Source organism: Rhodobacteraceae bacterium D3-12, assembly GCA_025916135.1.
Taxonomy (GTDB): domain Bacteria; phylum Pseudomonadota; class Alphaproteobacteria; order Rhodobacterales; family Rhodobacteraceae; genus JAKGBX01.
The window spans coordinates 3,556,378-3,580,698 of sequence record CP104793.1; the positions used below are offsets into that span (position 1 = coordinate 3,556,378).

Here is a 24,321-nt window from a genome sequence, read left to right on the forward strand (position 1 = left end):
CCGCCAACTGCTCTGCACCCCGCAAAGCGCGCGCTTAAGCTTAGTTTAGCGTTAGACCACCGTTGACATCCGGTCGCGCCGCCACCCCCTCAGAGTTCGCAAGCTTGCTGGGGTTGCGTTGAATGAAAACGCTTTGAACAAGACCCGATCGGTCATAGCCAAAGGTAACCACTGCAAACGGAGTATCGTTGTCACGCAGGACGAGCCCAAGTTGCCCATTGACCATCTGAACCGTCATCGCAGTCTCGGCCCAAGCAATGCTGAGCGTGCCCGTGATAAACCCGGCAACGGCATCCGCACCTTCCAGAACCTGCGTTATGGCAACCACCTTGCCGCCGCTGTCTGCACGCAGGTCGGCTTCCTCAGCCAGCATTCTGGTGAGTTGATCGGCAGACCCGCTGACCAACGCATTCTGAAACGCTGCCAGCAGTTTGCGCTGCTGGGCCTCGTCTGGAACAAAACGCACGTTTTCCTGTCCGATCATCCGCCGTGCCCGTGACGCCAACTTGCGGCAGTTCACCTCGCTCAGCCCCAGACAGTTGGCAACTTCGCCATAACTCATATCGAAAATGTCGTGCAGCAAGTAAGCCGCACGCTCTTTTGGAGTCAGCCGCTCCATCATCAGCAGAAAGGCCGTGGTCAAGCTCGAGGCTATTTCAAGACTTTGCTCGGCATCCAATGCGGTTTCTGTCGCCAAATGATCGGGCAACCACGGGCCAATATAATCCATCTTCTGGCGATGCGATGATTTGAGAATATCAAGGCATCGGTTGGTGCAAACCGTGGTTAGCCACGCAACCGGATTGTCCGGCATTGGCGGCGAGAGCCCGAACCATTTGACGCTGGTATCCTGCACCGCGTCTTCGGCTTCGCTGATCGACCCAAGCAAGCGATACGCCACACCAACAAGCTGTGGACGCGCGTTTTGAAAAGCCGTCAGCTTGTCATCGTGGGTCACAACAATGCCCCGACATAAATAGGCACGTCAAAAAGTTAATCATACAGCCCTCGCAATCAACGCAAATTTCTCTTTCAGAGCGGTAGCCCCAAGCACGCAAGTTCAACATTGAAACGACGATGCGGCCCTTGATTTTGTGACGTCAAAAAAACTTCACCAGAGCCACTGTCAGGCGATCTGCGAACGCGCCCAACAATTCCTCCCCTTCGGCAGCTCAGGTCACAAGGGCTTTTGCAACTCGCAGAACTTACTGCAAGTCATCCGCCACAACCCGCCCGTCTTCCAGAGTAATGATCCGGTCGGCCATCTCCAAAATACGCGGATCATGGGTGACCATCACCGTGGTTGTCCCACGCGCTTTACCCATGGATTTCAGCATTTGAACAACCGTGTGCCCCGACTCTTTGTCCAACGCAGCAGTCGGTTCATCAGCCAGAATAACCTCGGGGTTAGAAACCAGAGCGCGCGCCACTGCGACCCGCTGCTTTTGCCCACCAGACAGGTTTCCCGGCAAGTAATCACGCCTATCTGCAAGGCCCAGCAAGCCGAGAATGTGATGCGCCGCAGCGCGTTGCTTTCTCACCTGACCATCGCCATGAACCTGAAGCCCCATCAGCACGTTTTGTGTCGCAGTTAGGCTTTCGTGCAGATTGTGAGCCTGAAAGATAAAACCCAGACGGCGGCGCAACCCCACCAGCACCTCCTCGCTCGCTCCGTTAAGATCATAACCCAACACCTGCACCTGACCTTCGCTCACCTCACGCAAACACCCAATCAGCGTAAGAAGCGTCGTCTTGCCCGACCCCGACGGTCCCATCAAAATCGTCAGGCTTCCCCTTTTTATGGTCAGATCTATGTCGAAAATAGCTTGCTTGCGGGCGTCACCGGTTCCGAAAAAATGGTTCAGTCCTTTGACGATGATCGGGTCACCGCGCATCAAAACAAATCCGCCGGGTCAGCATTGGCAAGCTTGCGCGTCGCAATAGCACCCGACAAGCTACACGCCGCAAGCGTGCCCAAAAACACCAAGACCGCACGCCCAGCCTCCATCGCAACCGGCAATCCGGTGACCGAGTTCAATCCCGCATAAAGCCCCAATGAGACCATGAAACCGGGGATAAACCCGAACACTGCAAGGATGATCGCCTCCTCGAATACAATCCCGAGAAAAAACGGCTGGCCATAGCCCATCGCCTTGAACGTCGCATATTCGCGCAAATGGTCGGCAACGTCGGTGGACAGCACCTGATAAACAATCACCAGGCCCACAAGGATTCCCATGAATACGCCAAAGCCAAAAATAATCCCTGTCGGACGCTTGGTCGACATATAGGCCTGATCGTTTGCAGCTGACTCAAGCATGGTCTGAATGCGCAAATTACCCTCAGGCAGAGCCCCTCTCAGGCGCGCAACCACCGCGTCGATCGACACACCATCCACGGTTCGGAGCAGGATGTGATTGGGCGCACCGCTGGCTCTGCTCGGAAAAGCCCGCAGAAAAGTCTGATCCGACATGATCATCATCCCATCCGCCAGAAACCCGCCGCCCATATCCATGGTGCCGATGGCGGTGAATGTGTTTCCTCCGGTTTCAAAACTCAATCGCCCGCCAGCGACCAATTGATCAATCACCGTTTCGGGCATCCCACGGGTGCCCTTATCCAGCATAACAGTGTTTTCAAGGCTAAGCCGTTGAATGGTATCCACAAGCGGAAGCGAAGCAAATTGCGGCTTGGTTACATCCAACCCAAAACTCAGGAGCGACACCGTTGAGCCATCCTCAAGCGTGAATGGCAGGTTGCCGATATAGAGCGCCGTGGCCTCTGCCACACCTGCCACTCCAAGAGCTTGAAACATCCGCGCACGCGGAATATGCCCGCTATCCGTCAGCGTGTTGCCTTCTTGTGAGGACAAAATGATATCTGCATTCAGCAACCCATAAGGGGCCACGGTCGAGTTATTGAGCGCGCCCATTATTCCCAGCTGCATGAAAACCAAAAGATTGGCAAAACCCACCCCGGCAACGGCCGCTAATAATCGCCCTCGGCTATGGCTGAGCTGCAACCAACCGATCGGCAATCGACCAAACAAAAGGGTGAGCAGACGGTTCATGGCGCGCGGCCAGCATCAATCCGCACGATCGCTTCAAGATTGGTGAAGGGCGCCGCGAGAGCCGACGACGCTGCATCCAAGGTGACGATCACATCAACAACCCGCGCATCCGTGTTGGCGGCCGGATCATCCGAGGTGATGGATTGTCGCCCAATCTCAAGCCCGATTGCAGTGACGGTTCCGGTCAAATCCTGCTCCAACGCGTCCGCACTTATAATAACCGGGTCGCCTATAACGACGCGCCCGATCATCGTTTGATACACCTCTGCTTCAACGGTCATTTGTGACGTGTCACCAAGGTCTATGATCCCTGACGCGCCAGGGCGCTCCCCCGCACGCACATTGATATCAAGAACCTGCCCGCGCTTCGGCGCCCGCACATACGCCCGCTCCAGATCCTGCTTCGCACTGGCAAGCGTTGCATGCGCGGCGTCCAGATTGGCTTGCGCAACAGCGATGTCGGCTTGAACAACCTGCGACCCGGTCGCATAACGCGACAGCGTTGCCTGCGCGCGTTCCACATCGCGGGCGGCTTGGGTGGCCTCGGCAAGCGTTTTGTCAAACACCGCTCGCGTGGTGACCCCTCGCTCAAGCAGAGACGTCACGCGGTTCAACTCCAACTGCGCGGCACTCGCCACCGTTTCCGCACGCTGAAGAGAGGCCTGCGCCTCTGACAGGCTCGCGGTGACGGATGCTTGCGTTTGCAATAATCCGGCCTCACGCACGCGCAGCGCGGCTTGTGCCGAAGCAACCGCGCTTTGCAGCTGCGCCAGATTATCAAGCACGGCAAGCGTATCTCTGGCCTCAACCACATCACCGACAGAGACGCGCAATTCTGCGATACGCGCATCCCCTGCCCCTGATGGCGTCGCAATGCTGATCACATCACCGCGCGGGATGATGCGTCCCAATGCAACCACATCCCCCTCGCTGATAACTGCGACCTGCTCTTGCAAAGTAACTTGCGAGATCGCAATCGCGATAGGCGTATTGGTGCCCGCCCCCGGTTCCAGTCCCGTGGTGTTGAAAAACGCCCGCAAGCCCGGTGGCTGAAAATACATGCCGATCACGGCCCCTGTAAACAAAGTGGCCATAAACAGCGGCACAACAAGCAACCGCGACCGTCCCGTAGCCTTCCGAGCCGCTCCCGGTTCAGCCTTTGAAAGCCCTATATCCTCCAACGGAAGATCGGCAGAACTGTAGGTTTCTTGTGCCATTGTTGGGTGTTGGCCTCTGAAAGTCGGCGGTTTTTTCCACAAGGTTCATAGCAAACAGCATGGGTATTCGGACCTTTGACACATTTCTTAAACACCACGCCTTGCGCTGGATCAATGGTCGCGCATGATCCGGGATGGCGGACATAACTACCAACAGCCTTGCCCGCCGCCTCGATCTTGTCCTGCAACTCATCGGCAAACGTCATCTGCGCGATCGCCGCGTTCAGCACGAAATCTCCTCGCGTGATCTCATCCAGGGTCTGCCGGATTGGCACCGGTCGGTCCTTGGCATTTACGCCCTCCGGCCCGATGCAGGGCCGCAAAAGGCACTGACAATGCCGTTGCGTGAACACTTGCTTCATTTCAAGGGTCAACTCGCCCTTTGCAAAAACCCAAACTGCCCAAGCGACAGGCAAACGCACGGCTCTAATGCAAACTTCCACTGCAATTTGAAACATTTATGAATGATCAGGGTTCCGCTTGAACAAACCGGAATAGTTGCGCAGACTTACAAAGAGAAAGAGGGCCTAAATGCAGCCCCTTACAGATAACCGACAGGGAGAACCTACGATGTCCAAGATAACCCGTGCTCCGGCCTTGGCCGTTGCCGCGCTCGCCGCTTCATTTGCGATAGCGCCCGTCGCCGCGCTCGCCGACATGTCTATCGTGATCGGCGCACAGCAAGAGCCAACCTCGCTTGACCCGACAGCCGATGCGACTGCCTCCATCGACGGCATGCTGACGCAAAACGTTTATGAATCCCTGACGACGGTAAACCAGTCGGGCGAAGTTCTGCCCCAGCTTGCAGAAAGCTGGACCGTCTCGGACGACGGCCTCACCTATACGTTCAAACTGGTCAGCGGCGCCAAATTCCACGACGGAACTGCCTTTGACGCCGATGACGTCAAGTTCAGCTTTGATCGCGCCATGGCCGAAGATTCGGTTAACCCGTCCAAGAAGATCTTCAAGCCGATTGAAGCGATCACTGTGATTGACCCCACCACGATCGAAATCAAGTTGAAGCAGAAAGACGCCTATTTCCTGTTCAACATGGCCCAGGGCGACGCCTCGATCGTGGCAACAGAAAGCGTTGCTGCGAACAACGCCACACCCGTCGGCACCGGCCCTTTCAAATACGAAAGCTGGACACGCGGCGACAAGCTTGTGCTGGTGAAGAACCCCGACCACCGCGCCGCCTCTTCGGTTGCGCTTGATCGGGTCGAGTTCAAATTCATCTCGGACGCTGCGGCCGCGACTGCCGCGCTCATGTCTGAAGAAATCGACGCCTTCCCCGGTTTCCCCGCGCCCGAGCTTCTGCCGCAATTCGAAGCCGATCCGCGGTTTAATGTCGTTGTTGGCTCGACCGAAGGCGAAGTTATTCTGGCGATGAACAACGCCAAACCGCCGTTCAACGACCCCCGCGTGCGTCAGGCCATCACCCACGCCTTTGACCGTGGCGAGATCATCGACGGCGCCATGTACGGCCAAGCCGTGCCAATCGGAAGCTTCTACCCTCCACATGGCCCAGCCTATGTCGACCTGACCGGCACCTTCCCGCATGACACCGCCAAAGCCACGGCACTGTTCAAGGAAGCTGGCGTCGCAGGCACCACCATGACCCTGCGCGTGCCGCCGTTCCCCTACGCCACACGCTCTGCCGAGATCATTCAGGCACAGCTTGCCGAAGCCGGGATCGACGCCAAAGTCGAAAACGTCGAATGGGGCTTCTGGATCGACGAGGTCTACAAGAAGAAAAACTACGACATGACGATCATCGCGCATACCTCGCCCAATGATCTCAGCAACTTTGCGCGTGGGCCGAAATACTTCTACGGCTACGATGATGCCGACTACAACGCTCTCTGGACCAAGATCAGCACCGAAGTCGACGCAGATGCACGCAACGAACTGCTGAAGCAGGCGCAAAAGCACCTCGCCGATCAGGCCGTTCACGGCTTCCTGTTCCAGCTGCCGGCGCTTGGTGTCTATAAATCCAACGTCAAAGGCTTCTGGCCGTCGCGTGCGGTTCTGTTCCAACCCCTTGCAGGTGTAAGCGTGAACTGAACGGATTCCTCATGCGCCGGTTTACGGACCGGCGCATGTATCCTCTGACATGGGTTATTTTCTCCTCCGACGCACGCTCAGCTTTGTCCTGACGCTGTTTGTCGTCTCGGCAGTTGTGTTCGCCGTCATGAACATCCTGCCCGGCGATCCGGCGCTGACGATCCTTGGCATGGACGCCACCGACGACGCGCTTGCCGCGTTGCGCGAAGAGCTTGCGCTCAACGAGCCGGTCCTGCAGCGCTATGTGCACTGGGTTTGGGCCGCCCTCCAAGGCGACTTTGGCATCAGCCACTCGTTCCGCGTGCCGGTGTCCGAACTGGTTGTCGAACGCCTGCCCCTGACCATCTCGCTCGCCGTGTCGGGGATGATCTTCACCGTCATTCTCGCCTTTACGCTTGGCATCGGCGCGGCAGCGAACCACCGCAAGCCCGGCGACTGGGGCGTTATGTTCTTAAGCCAACTGGGCATCGCCGTGCCTGCGTTCTGGCTTTCGATCCTTCTGGTGATGCTCTTCGCGGTCAAACTGCGCTGGCTCCCGCCGGGCGGCTTTCCCGGCTGGTCCGATCCCGTCGCTGCGATCCAGGCATTGATCCTGCCGACAGTCGCGCTGGCGCTGGTGCAATCGGCGGTGCTCGCGCGGGTCACCCGCTCTTCTGCGCTCGAAGTGATGCGCCTTGATTACATCCGCACCGCACGCGCCATGGGCTACTCGCGTCGCCGGGTGTTGTGGCGCCATGTTTTGCCTAACGCCCTGATCCCGATCGTGACCATCGTCGGGATGCAGTTCGCCGCGCTTGTGACCGGCACGATCGTGATCGAAAACGTGTTTTACCTGCCCGGTCTGGGCCGCTTGATCTTTCAATCCATCTCCAACCGAGACCTGCCCTCGGTGCAGGCCCTCGTCATGCTGTTTGCCGCCATTGTCGTCACCGCAAATTTCATTGTCGATCTGCTATATGTGGCGATTGACCCACGTCTAAAGGCCCGCAAATGACGCGCTTGCCTACCAACCTTCTCATCGGCGCGGTGCTCGTCGGGCTGGTCGTCGCAACGGCGGCCCTGTCACTGGTCTGGACACCTTACGACCACACCCTGCTCGACATCCGCAACAAATTCGCCCCCGCCTCACCCGAACATTGGCTCGGCACCGATCAGCTGGGCCGCGACGTGCTGTCCCAGCTTATGGCGGCGGCGCGCAACTCGGTCGCCGTGGCGCTGACGGCGGTGTTCATCGGCGGCACCATCGGCGTCGCGCTCGGACTGCTGGCCTCGGCCATCGGCGGGTTTGTCGAAGAGCTGGTGATGCGGATCGCCGACATCAGCTTTGCGTTCCCGGCGCTGCTCTTCGCGATCATGCTGGCGGCGGTCTTCGGCCCCTCCCTAACGGTTGCGATCATCGCCATCGCCTTTATCAACATCCCGGTTTTTGCCCGTGTCGCCCGCGCGTCCGCCAATCAGATCTGGACCCGCGAATACGTCTTTGCCGCCCGCGCTGCCGGTATGGGGCGCTTCGTGATCTCCCGCGATCACATCATCCCCAACATCGCCGCGCCGGTCATTGTGCAGGCAACCATCGAATTCGCCATCGCCATCCTCGCCGAGGCGGCTCTCTCTTATCTCGGACTGGGCGCACAGCCGCCTTCTCCGTCCTGGGGGCGAATGCTCTCCGAGGCGCAAACCCTGATGTATCTCGCCCCGCAACTCGCCATCTATCCCGGCCTCTGCATCGTGGTCGCCGTGCTGGGGTTCAGCCTGATGGGCGACGGCCTCAGGGATGTGACCGACCCAAGATTGGCGCGTGAAAGATGATCGACCTAGAAAACCTGACAGTGGCATTCGGAACCGGACAGGCCGTGCGCGAGGTCTCCCTCTCGATCTGCGCTGGTGACCGCATCGGCATCGTCGGGGAATCCGGTTGTGGCAAAACCATGCTCGGCTTGTCCCTGATCGGCATGACCCCCGACGCCGCCACGCTCAGCGGCAGCATGACCCTTGACGGGGCCGAAATGGCCGGCGCGAGTGAGAGCATCTGGCAAGAGCTGCGCGCCCGTCGCGTCGCCATGATCTTCCAAGAGCCGATGGCCGCGCTCAACCCGATCAAACGCGTCGGCGACACCGTCATGGAACCGCTGCTCATCCACATGGGCCTTGACCGCACCGCCGCCCGCGCCCGCGCTCTTGCGCTGTTCGAAGAGGTCGGCATCCCCGACCCCGAAGCCCGCTTGCGCCAATTCCCGCACGAAATGTCCGGCGGCCAGCGCCAGCGCGTGCTGATCGCCCTTGCCCTCACGTGCAACCCCGGCTTGCTGATTGCCGATGAACCGACGACCGCGCTTGATGCCAATGTCGCGCTGATGATCACCGAACTGCTCACCCGCCTCGCCCGCGACCGCAACATGGCGCTGGTGTTTGTCTCGCATGATCTCACCGCCGTTGCCCGCGCGACCGAGGACATGCTGGTCATGTATGGCGGCGATATCGTTGAACGCGGCAAAACCGCCGATGTGCTGTCCAACCCACAACATCCCTATGCCCAAGGGTTGCTTGCGGCCCGGCCCAGCCCGGAAAACATGCGGGAAACCAGCGGTCGGCGCAAACGTCTGCCGACAATTCCGGGCACCGTGCCGCCGCTTGCCGATCTGCCTGAGGGCTGCCGTTTTGCCGGGCGCTGCCCCGTCGAACTGCCCCATTGCGCCACCCAGCGTCCGCCACGTGTCGGCGGCGCAATCTGCCACCGGCTCGGAGACGAAACATGACCCTCCTGTCGGTCGCACAGGCCACCCGGCGCTACCGTCTGCCGCGCAACGCGCTTTTGAAACCGGCGCCGGTGCTCACCGCTGTCGACAAGGCCAGTTTCACGCTTGAACGCGGCCAGACGCTCGGCATCGTCGGCGAATCCGGCTCCGGAAAATCGACCCTCGCCCGCATGGTTATGGCGTTTGAAAAACCGGACGAGGGGCGCGTGTTGTTTAACGGCCAAAACCTCGCCACCCTGCCCGCCCCTGACCTACGTGCCCTGCGCCCACAGTTTCAGCTGGTGTTTCAGGATCCATTCGGAAGCCTCAACCCGCGCCGCACCGTCGGCTGGTCCATCGCCGAACCGCTTCGTGCCATGGGCGAAACCGATAACGGCCGCGTCGCTCAGGCCCTTGATCAAGTCGGCCTGCGCGCCGCCGACGCCGACAAATACCCGCATGAGTTTTCCGGCGGTCAACGCCAACGCGTGGCCATCGCCCGCGCCATCGTCACCCGCCCCGCACTGCTTGTTGCCGACGAAGCCGTCTCGGCGCTCGACATGTCGGTTCAGGCGCAGATTCTCAACCTGCTCATGGACTTGCAAGACGAACTGGGCCTTGCAATTCTGTTCATTAGCCACGATCTTTCGGTCGTAGGCAGCATCTGCGACAGCATCCTCGTCATGGAACACGGCAAATCCGTCGAATACGGCGCGTCCGGTGACATTATGCAATCGCCCAAGCAGCCCTACACACGTTCACTATTGAAAGCCGCCGGACTGATATGACCCGCATTGTGCATCTCACCGACCTCCATGTGTCCCACCCTGATGCAGGCGACATCGGGTTGAAGACCGATACCACCGGCACGCTTCGCCGCGCCGTGGCCGCGATCAACGCGATGGAGCCGAGCCCAGATCTGGTTGTCGCCAGCGGTGATCTCACCAACACCGGCGCGCCGTCGTCCTATGAATTGGTCAAAGAGCTGCTCGCCGAGCTGAAACCGCCCGTCGCCATGGCGCTCGGCAACCATGACAAACGCGCGGCCTTTGCCGAGGTGTTTGCAACCGGCACCGGCGACGCGCCCTATCAATACGAAATGGTGGTCGCCGGCCTCCACGTCATCACCCTCGATACGCTGGTGCCCGGACATGTCGCCGGACGGCTCGACCCGGACCAGATCGCCTTTCTCGACGAGGCGCTCGATAGGGAACCCGATCTGCCCAAGCTGATCGTCGCACACCACCCACCGCGCATGGACGAGCGCACCCTGCCATGGGCCAGCCTCGATGCCGACAGCAGCGCGCGTTTTGGCCAAACCATCGCCGGTCGCGGCGTTGTCGGCGTGCTTTCCGGTCACGTTCACCTCGATCAGATGCATCACTGGATGGGCGTGCCGGTCATCACCTGCATGGGCCTCAACTCCACCGTCGACATCCTCGAACAACGCGATATGCGTATCGTCGAAGGCACCAGCATGGGCCTGTGTATTGTGCGTCCTTCCGGCCTTTCAGTGGCATTCGCACCGCTCTCGCCTGAACGGCGCGAACTTGGCGTGCTCGAAGAAGCCCGCTTGCGCGCTTTCAAGTAGGACATGCCATGAAGGACCTTCCCCAACGCCGTATCGACCTCCCCGGAGTCCAGAACATCCGCGATCTGGGCGGCTATACGACCCGCGACGGCATGACCACCCGCTGGCGCCGCGTCTTGCGCGGCGACGGGCTGCATCGGTTGACGTCAGACGGCTTTGCCACCCTCACCGACGAGGGGCTGACCTCGGTGATCGACCTGCGCTCCGCAGGCGAACTCACGGATGAGCCGAACCCCTTTGTGGACCACGCCCGCATCAACTTCTTTCACAAGCCGGTTTATGATGATCTCGCCCCCGCGCTTATGGCGACAAAAGAAGCTGGCGAAGACGACCCTCTGATCCAATTCTATCTCACCGCGCTGATTGATCGCGGCGAGGCCATGCGTGACATCCTCGCAACCATTGCCAGCGCACCGAGCGGCACCATCCTGTTTCATTGCACCGCCGGCAAGGACCGCACCGGACTGGTCGCTGCCTTGCTGCTGGAAATCGCCGGTGTCGACCGCGAGACTATCCTGTCGGATTATGCGCTGACCGGCGACTTCATTTCCGACCTTGTGAAAGAGCTTCTCGCCCGCACCCGCGCCAACGGCGGCGATGCCGAAACCCACGCAAGGTTCTTGGCCTGCGCGCCGCTGACAATGGCCACAACCCTTGATCAGGTCACACATCGTCATGGCTCGATGTCGAATTATCTCAAGGACATCGGACTGGCCGCTGGCGACATCTCCGCGCTGCGCGACCGTCTTCTCAGCGATTGAATGAAGCGTGCTGGGACGGGAGGTATTCCCGCCCTCTGCATCGCATGCCTTGACTGGATGCTCTGCAAAACCATCGGTTTTTGACACGCCGCTGCGGGCATAAGTCCGCACGTAACACCCAACACGGCCCAACCGTCCAGTTCCCAAGCCAGCGTCTCTGGCCGTTAAGTCGTGCCCGCTCACTCCTATAACCTCAAGGAATTGATGCTGCCATTCTTAGTATTGGACGGAATTGCCGAACATCTTCTATTCCTTAATCCACCGGCGCCCTGCCTTCAGCAGGCGTTTCCGGTGTCAAAACCAAAAACACCAGAGGCCCAGCCTCACCAGCAAACAGGGGAAATCCCATGTCCATCAACAGCACATTTCTGCGCCTCCCATTGGCTCTCGTCACGGCAGGCGCCCTCTTGGCCGCCGCGCCCGTTACCGCCGCCGAGACTTATGATCACTCAGCCGTCGCCGTGAACCAAGCGCTCGCCGACAGGGTGCCAGACACCATTCGCAAACGCGGTCGCCTCGTCATCGGGTCCGACAACGCCTATGCCCCTTGGGAATACCTCGCGGGCGACGACGGGCAAACGCCCGAAGGCATCGACGTCGACCTCGGCAAGGCAATCGCCAAAACGCTGAACCTCGAATTTGACTCCCAAACAGCCCCCTTCGCGGCGATCCTGCCTGCCCTTGGCGCAAAATACGACGTCGGCATTTCGGCCTTCTCCATCACGAACGAACGCCTGAAAGCCGTCAATTTTGTCAGCTACGCCGACACCCAAAGCCTCTGGGTCGTGCGCGTCGGCAATCCGACCGGCTTTGATCCGGCAAACTACTGTGGCCGCACCATCGCCATCCAAACCGGAAGCTATCACGAAAAGCAGGTAAACGCCGATAGCACCGCCTGCGTCGAAGCCGGCAAAGACCCGGTCAACATCCTGCCCTTCTCGGTCCAGACCGAAGCGATCACCCGTGTCGTTGCCGGTGGCGCGGATGCCACGGCCACAGGTGGCGGGACTGCCGCCTATTCGGTGGTCCAATCGGGTGGGCAATTGGAAAACCTGTCCCCCGTCGGCCCCATGTCCAAACGCGGGCTGAACGGCATCGCCGTGCCCAAGGATGACATGGCGCTTACCCAGCTGATCGCGGACACACTAAACCACCTTATCGAAACAGGCGTCTACGCGGACATCTACAAAACCTGGGGCGTTTCAAACTTTTCGGTTGAAAAGGCACTGATCAACCCAGAGGCAGCACACTGAGATGGCCGACACGACCGCTCACAACGTCTCCGGCGGGCATAGCCCCGCCGAGGACGCCAACGACTGGGTCACGCGTAACATCGTCGTGCCCCGGCCACATCCATGGCGGTGGGTCGGCGTGGCGGTGCTCGCCGTCATCGTGGCACAGGTCCTGCATAGCGCCGCCGTCAACCCGAACTTCCGCTGGGACATCTTCGCGCAATACCTGTTTTCGCCCACTGTCCTTGCCGGGGTTTTCTGGACTCTGATCCTCACAGTCGTTTCCATGGTCGTGGCGATCATCTGCGCAATTTTCCTTGTCCTTATGCGCGATAGCGACAACCCGGTCCTACAGGCTGTCGCATGGGGCTGGATCTGGTTCTTTCGCGGCACACCCCTTTATACCCAACTGCTGTTTTGGGGCCTGTTCGCCGTCCTCTTCCCGCGCCTGTCACTATCCATTCCTTTCGGCCCTGAAATATTTGGCGTCCCGTCAACATGGATCGTCACCGCCGGCGTCGCTGCAATCCTTGGCCTCGGGCTTAACGAAAGCGCCTATCTCGCCGAGATCTTTCGTGCAGGGTTCAACGGGATCGACCGCGGCCAAACCGAAGCTGCACAAGCCATCGGCATGTCGCGAGCCCGGATCTGGTGGCGCATCCTGCTGCCACAGGCGATGCGTACAATCATCCCGCCAACCGGAAACGAAACCATCGGTATGCTCAAAGGCACGTCACTGGTGCTCGCGGTGCCGTTTACGCTCGATCTGATGTTTGCCACGAACGCCATCGCCAACCGGCTCTACCTGCCGGTGCCGCTGCTGATGGTGGCCGCCTTTTGGTATCTCCTTGTCACATCGGTTCTGATGATCGGCCAATATTATCTCGAACGCCACTTTGGCAAAGGCCACAGCATCGCCGGAGGTCGCCATGTCTGAAGCGCTCACAGCACCCGTCACCGCCCTTCCCACCGTAGAAATCCAAGGCCTCCACAAGTTCTTCGGCTCGGTCCACGCCCTGCGCGGCATCGACCTCTCGATCCGCAAGGGCGAGGTCTGCGTAGCAATCGGCCCGTCCGGCTCTGGCAAGTCAACGCTCCTGCGCTGCATAAACCAGATCGAGACGCTCTCGGCCGGGCGCATCATGCTCAACGGCGAATTGCAAGGCTACCAAGAGCGCAACGGGCGCTTCCATGTGCTGCCCAACAGCCAAGTCGACGCCCAGCGTCGCCGCACCGGCATGGTGTTCCAACGGTTCAACCTATTTCCGCACAAAACCGCCCTGCAAAACGTCACCGAAGGCCCAATCCAAGTGCGCCGCATCCCCCGCGCCAAAGCCCGCGAACGCGGCATGCAACTGCTTGACCGCGTCGGCCTCGCGCATCTGGCAGAGCGCTATCCAAACCAGCTCTCCGGGGGGCAACAGCAACGCGTCGCCATCGCCCGCGCCCTGGCTATGGACCCCGAAGTGATGCTGTTCGACGAACCCACGTCGGCGCTTGATCCCGAACTGGTCGGAGAGGTCTTGGACGTGATCAAAGACCTCGCTCAAAGCGGCATGACCATGATGCTCGTCACCCATGAAATCGGCTTTGCCCGCGAGGTCGCAGATCACCTCGTTTTCATGGATCACGGCACGGTGGTCGAAAAAGGCACCCCGCGCGACCTGCTCGAAACCCCCAAAAACCCGCGCACCCAAGCCTTCCTGTCAAAGGTGCTCTAGCAATGGAAAAACCGCGTCTCCCCGGAGCCTTGGCCTCACGCATCCTCTTCCTTCGCCCCGGCAACACCTTCCAATCCGTCGATAAAATCTTCAACGATGCGCGACGGCGGACGATGCGGCGGCAGGATCAAAAGCGTGCGGAAATGCAGCGGCGGCTCGAATGGCCGCAGCGCCAGCCCATGCCCCTCGAATGGCTCCGCCGTCAACGGATTGACCAGCCCGACCCCAAGCCCGGCTGCCACCATGGCACAGACAGTGGTGGAAAACGGCGTCTCCAGAATGCTGCGCACCTTGACATTTTCACGCGCGAAAATCGCCTCGGCCTCCTGTCGGGTCGTGTCTTCGGGCGCAAGCGAGATGAACCTTTCCCCGGCAAGGTCCGCAGGACGAATGACATCGCGCGCTTCCAACGGATGGCCCTCTGGCACCGCGAGAGCCACGCGAAAGCGTCTGAACGGGCGTATCTCTATGCCGGTTGTGTCGATCTCATCGGCGACAATCCCGACATCAAACCGCCCGTCCGCCACCAGATCGCGCACAACCGACGACATGCGTGCCTGAAACGTGACCGCCACGCCGGGGTGACGTTGAACAAATTGTCCCAATGCCCGCGGGATCAGATTGGTCGACAAAGCCGAAAGCGAGGCCACGCGCAACTCGCCAGAACCATAATCACGGATACGCGCCGCTGCACTCTTGAGATGGGTCAGCCCGCTAAAGGTTTGTTCGACCTCGCGAAAGAAAATCTGCCCCTCCGCCGTGGGCTGCAACCGCCCCTTGATCCGATGGAACACCGGAAAGCCGATGGAGTGTTCCAGCGCCTGTATCATCTTGCTGACCGCCGGCTGCGACACCGACAAAACCTCAGCCGCACGCGCCGTGGTGCCATGAAGGATCACAGCCCGAAACACTTCGATTTGGCGTAAATTCATCGGCACCCCTTTCGATCTCTCCGCCTGCAATAATAAATTGGAATAGAAATGACTGTTAATATCAGCTCAGGCAATAGCAGCGATAGCCAAATCAATCAAAACGACCCGACCAGATCGGCCAGATCGGACAGGGCGGACAGGGCGGCATCAACCAAATGTGTCACCACCCCACATGTGCCGACCAATGGCTTCGATCCCTTGGGCGTTGGCATCCATCGCGGCTCAACCATTGTTTTTAAAAACGCCGCCGCCTATGCGGCACGGGGCGATCGCGGCGACGACGGGTATTCCTACGGGCTCTATGGCACGCCGACCACCCGCACGCTTGAGACCAAGATAACCGATCTTGAAAACGGTGTGCGCAGTTTCCTTGCGCCGTCGGGACAGGCGGCCAATGCGCTGGCCATGCTGCCCTTCCTGTCTTCTGGCGATCATATTCTGCTGGCCGATACGGTCTATCCACCGATGCGTGATTTGGCCTGCAACGACCTCTCGCGCATGGGGGTCGCGGTCGATTTCTTTGACCCGACCGACCTGAACAGCCTCGCTGATATGATGCGCCCTGAAACCCGGATCGTTTGGTGCGAAAGCCCCGGGTCCACCACGATGGAGATCATGGATCTGCCCGCCGCTGCCGATATCGCCCATGCGGGCGGGGCGCTGCTCGGGGTGGACAACACATGGGCCACGCCGCTCAACCTCAAACCGCTCAACCTTGGCGCCGACTTGGTGACAGAGGCGCTGACCAAATACATTTCGGGTCACTCGGATGTGCTGATGGGGTCGATCTCCGTGCGCGATCCGCGCCATATCGCGCCTATCAAAGGCTACATTGGGCGTATGGGCATCGGTGCCTCGCCCGACGATGCCGCGCTGGTGCTACGGGGCTTTGAAACCTTCGCCCTGCGCCTGCGCCATAGCGCTTCGGTCGCAACCCGCTTTGCCCAACAGCTCACGAACCACCCCCTCATCAAAGAGGTGCTCTTTCCCGCCCTCCCCTCCTTTGCAGGCCACGCGATTTTCAACCGCGACTTCACCGGCAGCAGCGGGGTGTTCTCCCTGACCTTTTCGGACCACATCGCACCACATGTGGCACCGGCACTCGATGCGCTCGATCTCTTTTCTATCGGCGCATCATGGGGCGGCACCCGCAGCCTCGTCGCGCCAATGCCGGTTCGAACCAGCCGAAGCGCAACCCGCTGGCCCCATGCCGACATCGCCCTGCGTGTCTCCATCGGCCTCGAAGACGAAGCCGAGCTTTGGACAGACTTCGAACGCTTCCTCAACGCCCTTCAAAACGCCGCCGGATAAATCCCGCCCCATCATGCCACCGCCAACCGAAAAGGATCCGGCAATGACATCTCTGCAAAAGATGCTGCAAGAGGTCGACCAAGGCTTGCCCCGCGCAACCGACAAGCTGCTCGATCTCATCTCGATCCCCTCTGTCTCTGCCGAGCCAAAAGGCAGCAAAGGCATCGCGCGCGCCGCTGAATGGCTGCGCCGGGAATTGTCCGAACTGGGGCTGGAAACAACCATCGCCGAAACCACCGGCCACCCCATAGTGCTGGGCACGACCTTGGCCTCCAATGACCGGCCCAAACTCCTGTTTTACGGCCACTACGACGTGCAGCCCGCCGAACCGCTCGACCAATGGACCCACCCGCCCTTCGCACCACGGGTTGTCGAAGAAGACGGGCTCCACCGCATCTATGGCCGCGGCGCCTCGGACAGCAAAGGACAGCTTTGGTCAGTTATCGAAGCCCTGCGCGCATGGAAAAACGTGCATCAAAGCCTCCCGCCCGGCATTGTCGTCCTGCTCGAAGGCGAAGAGGAAGCCGGCTCTCCCGGCTTACAAGGGTTCATCGCGGCAAACCGCGCGCTTCTGCGCTGTGATGTCGCCTTCATCAGCGACAGCGATATGTGGTCCCGCGATCAACCCGCGATCACCACCCGGCTCAAGGGGCTGGTGCATGAAAAAGTCACGATCCACGCGCCCAACGACGATCTGCATTCGGGCCACTTCGGCGCGGTCGCCGCAAACCCGATCCGCAGTCTTGCGGCCATATTGGCAGAGCTGCATGATGCCTCCGGGCGCGTGGCCATAGATGGGTTCTATGACGACGTCGCCGATCTGCCCCCGCATATCCGCTCCCAATGGCAGGCCTTGGACAATGCCCCGGAACTCGACGGCTCGATCAACCTCCAAGGCGGGCTGCCCGAACAAGGGTTCTCGCACCTCGAAGCCATTTGGGGCCGCCCCACCGCTGATATCAACGGCATCAGCGGCGGCAACCAAGGTCCGGGCGAGCGCTCTGTGCTTCCGGGCGAGGCGCATGCGCGGCTCACCTTCCGGCTGGTGGCAAATCAAAACCCCGATCAAGTACGCGCAGCGTTTCAACGCTTCGTGCGCGACCGCCTCCCCCAAGGGTGCACGGCAAGTTTCGAGGGGGATTTTGGCACCCCCGCCGTCGCCCTCTCACAGGACAATCCATTCCTTGCCGCCACCGCCCGCGCGCTTGAGGCCGAATTTTCCCAGCCCGCCATCCTCAAAGGAACCGGCGGTTCGATCCCACTGGTGGAGCAACTCAGCACCGGGCTGGGGGTGGAATGCGTCGTCACCGGCTTTATCCTCGGCGATGATGCAATCCACGCCCCGAACGAGCGTTACGACACCGAACGCTTGCACAAAGGCATCCGAAGCTGGGTGCGCGTGCTCGCGGAATGCGCAAACATCCCCTAGCCTCCCGCGCCCGGCCCGCTCGCGCACAGGCGACAAAGGCGTCTCAATCAGCGGCCTCTCGCATTACCTCTCTGAAATGATCCGCCAACTTGCGCGTCCCCTTCGGCGGCGCGGTCATATTCATCGCCCCCGCAGTCAGGAAAAACTGCACCGGCCCCGCGATCCTGCGCGGCGCAAGGCGCGGCAACACGACCAACACCGCCCGCCGCAGAAAATCGGGCAAATGCGAGATCCGCACCTTTTTACCCAAGACCTCAAAGCACAACGTGGCAAGCTCATCTTGGGTGAACGTCTCCGGCCCGCCGATGTCTGCCCAGGACGCACCCGCGTCGATCGCCTCGAACATCGCCGTGGCAAGGTCCGCACCATGGATCGGGTTGATCCTCAACTGCCCCGTCCCAAACAGCCAAACCCGCCCCGCCTTGGCCCCGTTGAAAAAGTCGGCCATGTCCGAATAATATCCCGTCGGCGCGATCACCGTTGATTGCAGCGGCGCCGTTTGCAGCTTGCGCACAAAGGCCGCCTTGGCCGCAACCAGCGGAACATGATCCATCCGGTCCGCGTGCAACACATGCACAAAAGCAAACCGCGCAACATCGCTTCTAAGCGCCTCCTCCAGCAGGTTCACATTGGCCTGATAATCCACATCCCAATAGCCGACACCATCCGCCTGCCGCGTGATCCCCAATGCCGAAACAACAAGGTCAATCCCCGCCATCGTTCCGACAAGGGTTTCCGGCCATGTGGCTTCCGCCTGAACAATCCGATCAGCCGCAAGCGCGACACCGCTGCTCGCCTTGCGCACCAACGCCGTCACATGCCAGCCCCGCGCCTGATACTCGGCACAAAGATAGCGGCCCAAATATCCCGTCGCACCTGCAATCAAAACTCGTTTCATATCATCTCTCCCCCGGCTGGGTGTCATTCGGCTCATAGTGGCACAGGTCTGCGCGGCGCCCCGCACGCTGCAATCCGGGCCGCTCTTGGCAGGCGGCCCCGGTCAAAAGGCTGTAAAGCGCGTGAAACCGACAGGCGCGCAGATCAAGAATATGCGTCATCTCGCCCTCCTAAGCTGCAACCCGGTGGCCGCGACCACGCAGGCAATTCAACACGATGGTTTTGCGCTGTTCACGCGCCTTCACAGCACCCGCCGCACCGCCTGCAAGCGCCCCGGCAACAGCACCGCCCAAAGCATCACCATCGTCATCCAGCTCTCCTAACGCCGCGCCGGCACCCGCGCCCAACACGGTCGTCTCAATGGTATGCTTGCGCAATTGCTTCTGGTCGCGCGCCAGCGACCGACACTCCGATAAATCGGTGTGATAGGCGCGGCTTGGTGTGCCGTCCAAAATCGGCTGATAATTTGCGCCCCAATCGGCACAGGCCGCGATCATCGCCACAGCGGGAAGTGTCATCATATATTTCATAACTCGGTCCTTTTCGACATTTTCGCCGGTGCTGTGCGCTCTTTAAACGAACGCCACCCCGGCTCTGTGAAAAGGCATATGGCCAAGCCCCGCCCCGCTTCGACCGGACCGGCTGGACACGACGACCGGACAAGCTGGCTCGAACCTTTCTCATAAATTATCATATTATTTCAATGGCTTGAATTTTCCACCAACCCACCCCACCCAGCGCATCAATACGCCACTAACAACACCCTACGGCTTATGCGCCGCCCGCCACTGCGATGGCGTTCGGTCCGTCACCTTCTTGAAACTGGCGTTAAAGGTCGACTTTGAATTGAACCCAACCGTCTCGCTGATTTCGATGATCGTCTCATCCGTTTGAATCAACAACTCACAGGCCTCGCGAATGCGGCACTGGTTGACATAGTCGTAAAACGACATGCCCAGCTTGGTGTTCAGAACCTCTGACAAATGGATCGGCGCAATCGCAATTTCCGACGCCAGCCCGCGCAGGTTTAACCCGTGATCACGCCAAAGCTGCCCCTCCACCATCCGCCGCTCCAGCCGTGCGGCAAAGCGGTCGATATCCTCCGTCTGAAGCCCCGAACGCGCATAGCGCGACACGGCCTTTCCCGGCTCCGCCCCGTCGGCCTCGCTCGCATCGGCCAACACCCTCTGCGACCATTCCGGCAAAGGCGGCGTCGCCCGCAGCGCAAAAACCCCGAACGCCATCGGCAGGACCACATCATAAAGCAGCGACCAAACCCCATCCCGCAGCGACGCAAGCTCCATCAACTGCCTGATCTCATCGACGATAACGACGCCCGCCAGCACCAAAATCGTCGCCACAAGCCCATCAAGCCAGCGCAAAGTTTTGCCCTCAAGGTCGGAAAACACTTCGCGGATGTTGCTCTTGTGACGGATCAGACGACGACAACAAAGCCCGCCATAGACGATCAGAAACACAATCCACAAACACCAAAACGCCGTTTCGCCAACGTCGATCAACCACAGGTGCCTCTGCGAAATCACCCCATCCGTCACACCGGCCACCACGTCGCGTCTGATATCCCCCGGTAAAACCAGTCGTGGCAATAAACAAAGCAAACCTGCGACAAACGGCACAATATGCACCAAATCCAAGCGCCGCAGTTGCGGCTTGGAACTGGTCAGCGCTCGCACGTAAAAATAGAGCGAGACCATGAACCCCGGAATGATCACATCGTTCCAGCGAAAGAACATGTTCGGCGCCGAAAACACATCTGAATACGCCAGCGAATTCACCGCATCGAGCGCGTTCACCACGAAAAACGCAATCATCGCCCAAATATGCATGCGGGGCGCGGGCGTTTCGCGCAATCTCAGCGCTAGGCCCAATAGCACGAACACCGACACCGCCAGCGACCCGGCCACGCCCAGATGCTCCCAATAGAGTTGCGCGTCGATCATCATGGCGCAGCCGCACCCGACGCCCTGAACCTACAGGCCTCGATCCGATCAAATGCAAAGCTACTCAAATACATGCACCCGTGCATATCAGAGTGAAGCTTTCCGTCAATTTGGTTAACAGCCGCGACCGCCCATCCTATGCGCCGTCATTCCAATACGCCGCCGCAAGAAAGGATTTCTTTGCAAGCCCACGCGCGGTCAAACGCTGGCGCGCCTCAACCGCCTGCGACCGCGCCGCAGCAAAGAACACATAGCAATCCTCATCGGGAACAGAGAGCGCCTCAAGCGCATCCAGCGGCGTCACCCCACTGCTGCGCACCTCCCAATGAACGCTCACCCCTTTCGGGTGGTCGATCTCCTGAACATCCGCCGCCTCGGGCACAAAGAACGTGGCAACGCCCCGGCTGTGCTCTGGCAACCCTTGCAAAATACGCGCCGCAACCGGCACCGCCGTCTCGTCCGCAATCACCCCGATCCAGCCCGTCTCGGCAGGCATCCCGCTGCCCCCCGGTCCGGTTATGGCAATCTGCGCGCCCGGTGCTACGCCCGCGCTCCATTCCGTCACCCGACCGCCGTCATGCAGGAAAATATCGAATTCAATGCGCGCCGCGCCATCGCCCAAAATCTCGATCGCTCGTGTCGTATAAACCGGCCGGTGCCATGCCTCGATCCCGCCGGGCCACACCGTCACACCGTTCTCATCGGTGCCCGGCCAATCCGCCCCGTCTGGTCCGAACAACAGGCGAAAGTGCATCCCGCCCTCGACGAACCGCGCAAGGTCATCCCCCTCGATCGTCACCCGCCGATAAGACGGTGAAATCTGGCGCACCTCCGTCACGCTCACAACGCTCAAATTCGCAGGCCGCCCCCTGTGCGCCGCCACGTCGCGCCACGAAATCTGCGCGCCCAGCGTCGTTATCCGCTCGGTCAAAAGATCGCGCATATCCTGCAACTTGTTCGCCGCCTCAGCCGAGATCGACAAAATCGTGTCCTCACCCGACCCGCGCCCAAGCTCGATCCGCCCCAACCGCGCATGAATGACCAGCGCGCTTTCGCTCCGCTCAGGCTCCAGCCCGAAAGACTGCGCCACCTTTTCAAACTCTGCAATAGACTGCTCCACCGGCATCCCAAGCTGCGCCATCGCTTTATGTTGTGCGCTCATGACTTAGAACCTGATGTCGAGACGCACACCGATTTCGCGGCCGTCTCCCATCCAGGACGACGCGCTTTGCCCGCCCGCAACATACTCATATTGCTTATATTTCTCGTCAAAAAGGTTATTGGCATAAGCGGTCAGGCTCATCCCGTTATCGAACGCATAGCCGACACTCGCATCAACCACCGTATAGGGCTTGAGCGTGGAAGGCGCCGCAACCCCGTTTTCGATCCGCGACATGCGCTTGCCAACAAACCGCGCCGCGCCATTGGCAAACCATCCCTGCTCCCCTTGGCTCCACGCAAAGCCGAGCCCGATTGTCGCCTCTGGTGCAAGCGGGAAGGGCTTGCCTGCGAAATTTGTCGTCCCAATCGCGAAAGTCTTGAACTCGGTCTTGAGCAGCCCAACCGAGCCGAACACATCCAGCCGGTCCGTCGCCGCATAAGACAGCTCAAGCTCGGCACCATAAGACACGGATTCACCCGCATTCGCGATATAGCTGGTCGTCGAGTCAAGCGGGTCTTGCCAGATTTCAACCTGTTGATTGCGCCAATCCTGATGGAATACGCTGGCATTCACCGTCAACCGATCCGCTGCAAAACGCCCCTTCCAGTTCAACTCAATGTTGTGCGATTTTTCAGGGCTATAAGATACCAATTGCCCCGGATTGCTCTGAAACACTGCGCCACCGGGGCGATACCCCTGCTGATAAACCAGCGAAAGCCGATGGTTCTCATTGGGCTCAAAAATCAGCCCGACCTTGGGAATAAACGACGTTTCCTTGTAACTTGACCCCGATACCGGCGTCCCGGCCACGATCGCGGTTTGCGACTGGCTATAATGGTCAATCCGCGCGCCCGCCACGACCTGCCATTTTGGCGCGAAGGCATACGAAATTTCGCCAAACGCCGCGAGGTTGGTCACCTCTCCCGCATTACTGTTCGGCGTCACCCCGCCAAACGCATAACTGTTACGGAATGAGTCAAATGTCTCGCGGGCAAGATACGCCCCCGCAACCCAGCGCAACTGCCCGTCGTCGTAATTAAACCGTAGCTCCTGCGACAGAATGGTTTGGTCAAACTCGCCATCAACCCAGTAAAACTCACCCGCAGTTCCTTCGTTGATCGAATGGCGGCCGGTCACCGAATGGGTAAACCCGGTTAGCGCCGTGAATTTCAGATATTCGCTGAAATCATGGGTGATCTCGATCCCGACATTATCCACCGTTGTATCACGCACCTCCTGATAGGTGATCGCGCCGGGGTTAAACGGCTCCAGAACACCCCAGTCATCGCCGCGATTGTCGCCATAGGTGATCCCAAGCGGAAAGCCCGGATACCACCCCGGCCCGATCACATTGCGATACGCCGGCCCGTCATAGCTGTGCGAAACGCTGAACAGAACGCGGGTATTCTTGTTCCCCGCCGGGGTCCAAAGCAGTTTGCCGCGAACCGTATAATAATCGTCGGTGACGAAATCATCATAGCGGGCGTAATTCACCAGCGACGGGTATTTGATGTCGTTTTCTTTTTTCGACCATTCCGCGCTCACCCGGTACGCCAGCGTATCACCAAGGGCATCGCCGAAGGCGACACCAACCTGGCGCTTGTTGTTCTCGCCATAGGTCAGCTGAACCTGCCCCGAACGCTCAAACTCCGGGTCCTTCGTGCGCAGATAAATCGCCCCGGCCAGCGCATTGCGCCCTGACAATGTCGACTGCGGGCCGCGATAAACCTCAACCTGATCAACATCAAACGTGCCGCGAAAACCGCGCCGCGTGCCTTCAACCGTCTGCTGAACGCCGTCGATGTAAAACCCGGCCACAGGCGCGCCCGCACCGCCCGGCGTCAGACCCTCGGAATTCACACCGCGAATGGTAAAACCGCTTTCGTTAAGATCCCCGTCGCCCATATTCGGCGTCCGGTCGATAACATCGCGCCACTGTGCAATTGACGGCTTGTCGATGTCTTTGCGCCCCAACACCGTCACGCTCGAATTGGTATCGGTCGATTTTTCGGCGCTGCGATCCCCGTAAATAATCAACGGGTCAAGCTCGTAAACCAGCCCATCCTGAGCCAAAGCTGCAGTAACGGAAAAAGTGGAAATACCTGCGAACAAAGAAACAAGTGCGCGTCGGCCAGCCATGTCATCACCTCAAAAAGAATAGGGAATTGGCTGGCGGCAAGGCTCGCTGGATTTAGCGTTATCTAGAATGCAGCTTTGGCGCAGTAAATTGAAATCAGT

At 59.8% G+C, this 24,321-nt stretch carries 24 protein-coding genes; 12 read left to right on the forward strand and 12 right to left on the reverse strand.

Features of this window, described 5'->3' with window-relative positions; all coding sequences use genetic code 11:
- Positions 1 to 40: 40 nt before the first annotated feature.
- The 5 genes from N4R57_17580 to N4R57_17600 all read right to left on the reverse strand — a co-directional run bounded on the left by N4R57_17580 (position 41) and on the right by N4R57_17600 (position 4,745).
- Positions 41 to 958, reverse strand: a complete 918-nt coding sequence (locus N4R57_17580) for a sigma-70 family RNA polymerase sigma factor (protein ID UYV36780.1) — start codon at positions 956 to 958, stop codon at positions 41 to 43.
- A 247-nt stretch (positions 959 to 1,205) separates the two neighbouring features.
- Complete coding sequence (locus N4R57_17585; protein UYV36781.1) at positions 1,206 to 1,895, reverse strand: ATP-binding cassette domain-containing protein; 690 nt, start codon at positions 1,893 to 1,895, stop codon at positions 1,206 to 1,208.
- Positions 1,895 to 3,070 (reverse strand): ABC transporter permease, encoded by a 1,176-nt coding sequence (locus N4R57_17590; GenBank protein ID UYV36782.1) that lies wholly within the window; start codon positions 3,068 to 3,070, stop codon positions 1,895 to 1,897. Before N4R57_17590 ends, N4R57_17585 begins: the two co-directional genes overlap by 1 nt.
- Positions 3,067 to 4,164 (reverse strand): HlyD family efflux transporter periplasmic adaptor subunit, encoded by a 1,098-nt coding sequence (locus N4R57_17595; GenBank protein ID UYV36783.1) that lies wholly within the window; start codon positions 4,162 to 4,164, stop codon positions 3,067 to 3,069. Before N4R57_17595 ends, N4R57_17590 begins: the two co-directional genes overlap by 4 nt.
- A 74-nt stretch (positions 4,165 to 4,238) precedes the next feature.
- Positions 4,239 to 4,745 (reverse strand): hypothetical protein, encoded by a 507-nt coding sequence (locus tag N4R57_17600; GenBank protein UYV36784.1) that lies wholly within the window; start codon positions 4,743 to 4,745, stop codon positions 4,239 to 4,241.
- A 112-nt stretch (positions 4,746 to 4,857) separates the two neighbouring features.
- Here N4R57_17600 and N4R57_17605 point away from each other — a divergent pair, with 112 nt between their 5' ends.
- The 10 genes from N4R57_17605 to N4R57_17650 all read left to right on the forward strand — a co-directional run bounded on the left by N4R57_17605 (position 4,858) and on the right by N4R57_17650 (position 14,391).
- On the forward strand, positions 4,858 to 6,351 hold the full coding sequence (locus N4R57_17605) for an ABC transporter substrate-binding protein (protein ID UYV36785.1): 1,494 nt from the start codon (positions 4,858 to 4,860) through the stop codon (positions 6,349 to 6,351).
- 49 nt (positions 6,352 to 6,400) lie between these two features.
- Positions 6,401 to 7,345: an ABC transporter permease gene (locus N4R57_17610; GenBank protein ID UYV36786.1), complete on the forward strand. Its 945-nt coding sequence runs from the start codon at positions 6,401 to 6,403 to the stop codon at positions 7,343 to 7,345.
- Complete coding sequence (locus N4R57_17615) at positions 7,342 to 8,160, forward strand: ABC transporter permease (GenBank protein UYV36787.1); 819 nt, start codon at positions 7,342 to 7,344, stop codon at positions 8,158 to 8,160. The genes N4R57_17610 and N4R57_17615 overlap by 4 nt, the downstream gene beginning before the upstream one ends.
- Positions 8,157 to 9,107, forward strand: a complete 951-nt coding sequence (locus N4R57_17620) for an ABC transporter ATP-binding protein (GenBank protein UYV36788.1) — start codon at positions 8,157 to 8,159, stop codon at positions 9,105 to 9,107. Before N4R57_17615 ends, N4R57_17620 begins: the two co-directional genes overlap by 4 nt.
- A complete protein-coding gene (locus N4R57_17625) occupies positions 9,104 to 9,874 on the forward strand; it encodes an ATP-binding cassette domain-containing protein (GenBank protein ID UYV36789.1) in 771 nt (256 codons plus the stop codon). The genes N4R57_17620 and N4R57_17625 overlap by 4 nt, the downstream gene beginning before the upstream one ends.
- On the forward strand, positions 9,871 to 10,677 hold the full coding sequence (locus tag N4R57_17630) for a metallophosphoesterase (protein UYV36790.1): 807 nt from the start codon (positions 9,871 to 9,873) through the stop codon (positions 10,675 to 10,677). The genes N4R57_17625 and N4R57_17630 overlap by 4 nt, the downstream gene beginning before the upstream one ends.
- A gap of 8 nt (positions 10,678 to 10,685) precedes the next feature.
- Positions 10,686 to 11,438, forward strand: a complete 753-nt coding sequence (locus N4R57_17635) for a tyrosine-protein phosphatase (GenBank protein ID UYV36791.1) — start codon at positions 10,686 to 10,688, stop codon at positions 11,436 to 11,438.
- 347 nt (positions 11,439 to 11,785) lie between these two features.
- Positions 11,786 to 12,691 (forward strand): transporter substrate-binding domain-containing protein, encoded by a 906-nt coding sequence (locus N4R57_17640; GenBank protein ID UYV36792.1) that lies wholly within the window; start codon positions 11,786 to 11,788, stop codon positions 12,689 to 12,691.
- Position 12,692: 1 nt separating this feature from the next.
- Positions 12,693 to 13,607 carry an amino acid ABC transporter permease gene (locus N4R57_17645; GenBank protein UYV36793.1) on the forward strand — a complete coding sequence of 305 codons (915 nt, stop codon included), beginning with the start codon at positions 12,693 to 12,695 and terminating at the stop codon, positions 13,605 to 13,607.
- Positions 13,600 to 14,391: an amino acid ABC transporter ATP-binding protein gene (locus N4R57_17650; GenBank protein UYV36794.1), complete on the forward strand. Its 792-nt coding sequence runs from the start codon at positions 13,600 to 13,602 to the stop codon at positions 14,389 to 14,391. The genes N4R57_17645 and N4R57_17650 overlap by 8 nt, the downstream gene beginning before the upstream one ends.
- A 35-nt stretch (positions 14,392 to 14,426) precedes the next feature.
- On the opposite strand, the gene N4R57_17655 is transcribed toward N4R57_17650, so the two are convergent.
- Entirely contained in the window at positions 14,427 to 15,323 is an 897-nt protein-coding gene (locus N4R57_17655; protein UYV36795.1) for a LysR substrate-binding domain-containing protein, read from the reverse strand.
- Positions 15,324 to 15,521: 198 nt separating this feature from the next.
- On the opposite strand from N4R57_17655, the gene N4R57_17660 reads away from it, so the two are divergent.
- Positions 15,522 to 16,634, forward strand: a complete 1,113-nt coding sequence (locus N4R57_17660) for a PLP-dependent transferase (GenBank protein UYV36796.1) — start codon at positions 15,522 to 15,524, stop codon at positions 16,632 to 16,634.
- 43 nt (positions 16,635 to 16,677) lie between these two features.
- On the forward strand, positions 16,678 to 18,063 hold the full coding sequence (locus N4R57_17665) for a M20/M25/M40 family metallo-hydrolase (protein ID UYV36797.1): 1,386 nt from the start codon (positions 16,678 to 16,680) through the stop codon (positions 18,061 to 18,063).
- A gap of 43 nt (positions 18,064 to 18,106) precedes the next feature.
- Here the strand turns inward: N4R57_17665 and N4R57_17670 are convergent, their stop codons facing one another.
- The 6 genes from N4R57_17670 to N4R57_17695 form a co-directional block, all read right to left on the reverse strand.
- Positions 18,107 to 18,961: an SDR family oxidoreductase gene (locus N4R57_17670; GenBank protein ID UYV36798.1), complete on the reverse strand. Its 855-nt coding sequence runs from the start codon at positions 18,959 to 18,961 to the stop codon at positions 18,107 to 18,109.
- A gap of 1 nt (position 18,962) precedes the next feature.
- The gene (locus tag N4R57_17675) at positions 18,963 to 19,121 is read right to left on the reverse strand and encodes a hypothetical protein (GenBank protein ID UYV36799.1); all 159 of its coding nucleotides are present in this window, start codon (positions 19,119 to 19,121) and stop codon (positions 18,963 to 18,965) included.
- 9 nt (positions 19,122 to 19,130) lie between these two features.
- The gene (locus N4R57_17680) at positions 19,131 to 19,490 is read right to left on the reverse strand and encodes a glycine zipper family protein (GenBank protein ID UYV36800.1); all 360 of its coding nucleotides are present in this window, start codon (positions 19,488 to 19,490) and stop codon (positions 19,131 to 19,133) included.
- A 234-nt stretch (positions 19,491 to 19,724) separates the two neighbouring features.
- Positions 19,725 to 20,924, reverse strand: coding sequence for a helix-turn-helix transcriptional regulator (locus tag N4R57_17685; protein ID UYV36801.1), 1,200 nt, complete (start codon positions 20,922 to 20,924; stop codon positions 19,725 to 19,727).
- A 133-nt stretch (positions 20,925 to 21,057) separates the two neighbouring features.
- The gene (locus N4R57_17690) at positions 21,058 to 22,083 is read right to left on the reverse strand and encodes a siderophore-interacting protein (protein ID UYV36802.1); all 1,026 of its coding nucleotides are present in this window, start codon (positions 22,081 to 22,083) and stop codon (positions 21,058 to 21,060) included.
- 3 nt (positions 22,084 to 22,086) lie between these two features.
- A complete protein-coding gene (locus N4R57_17695) occupies positions 22,087 to 24,222 on the reverse strand; it encodes a TonB-dependent receptor (GenBank protein ID UYV36803.1) in 2,136 nt (711 codons plus the stop codon).
- Between the last annotated feature and the right edge of the window lie 99 nt (positions 24,223 to 24,321).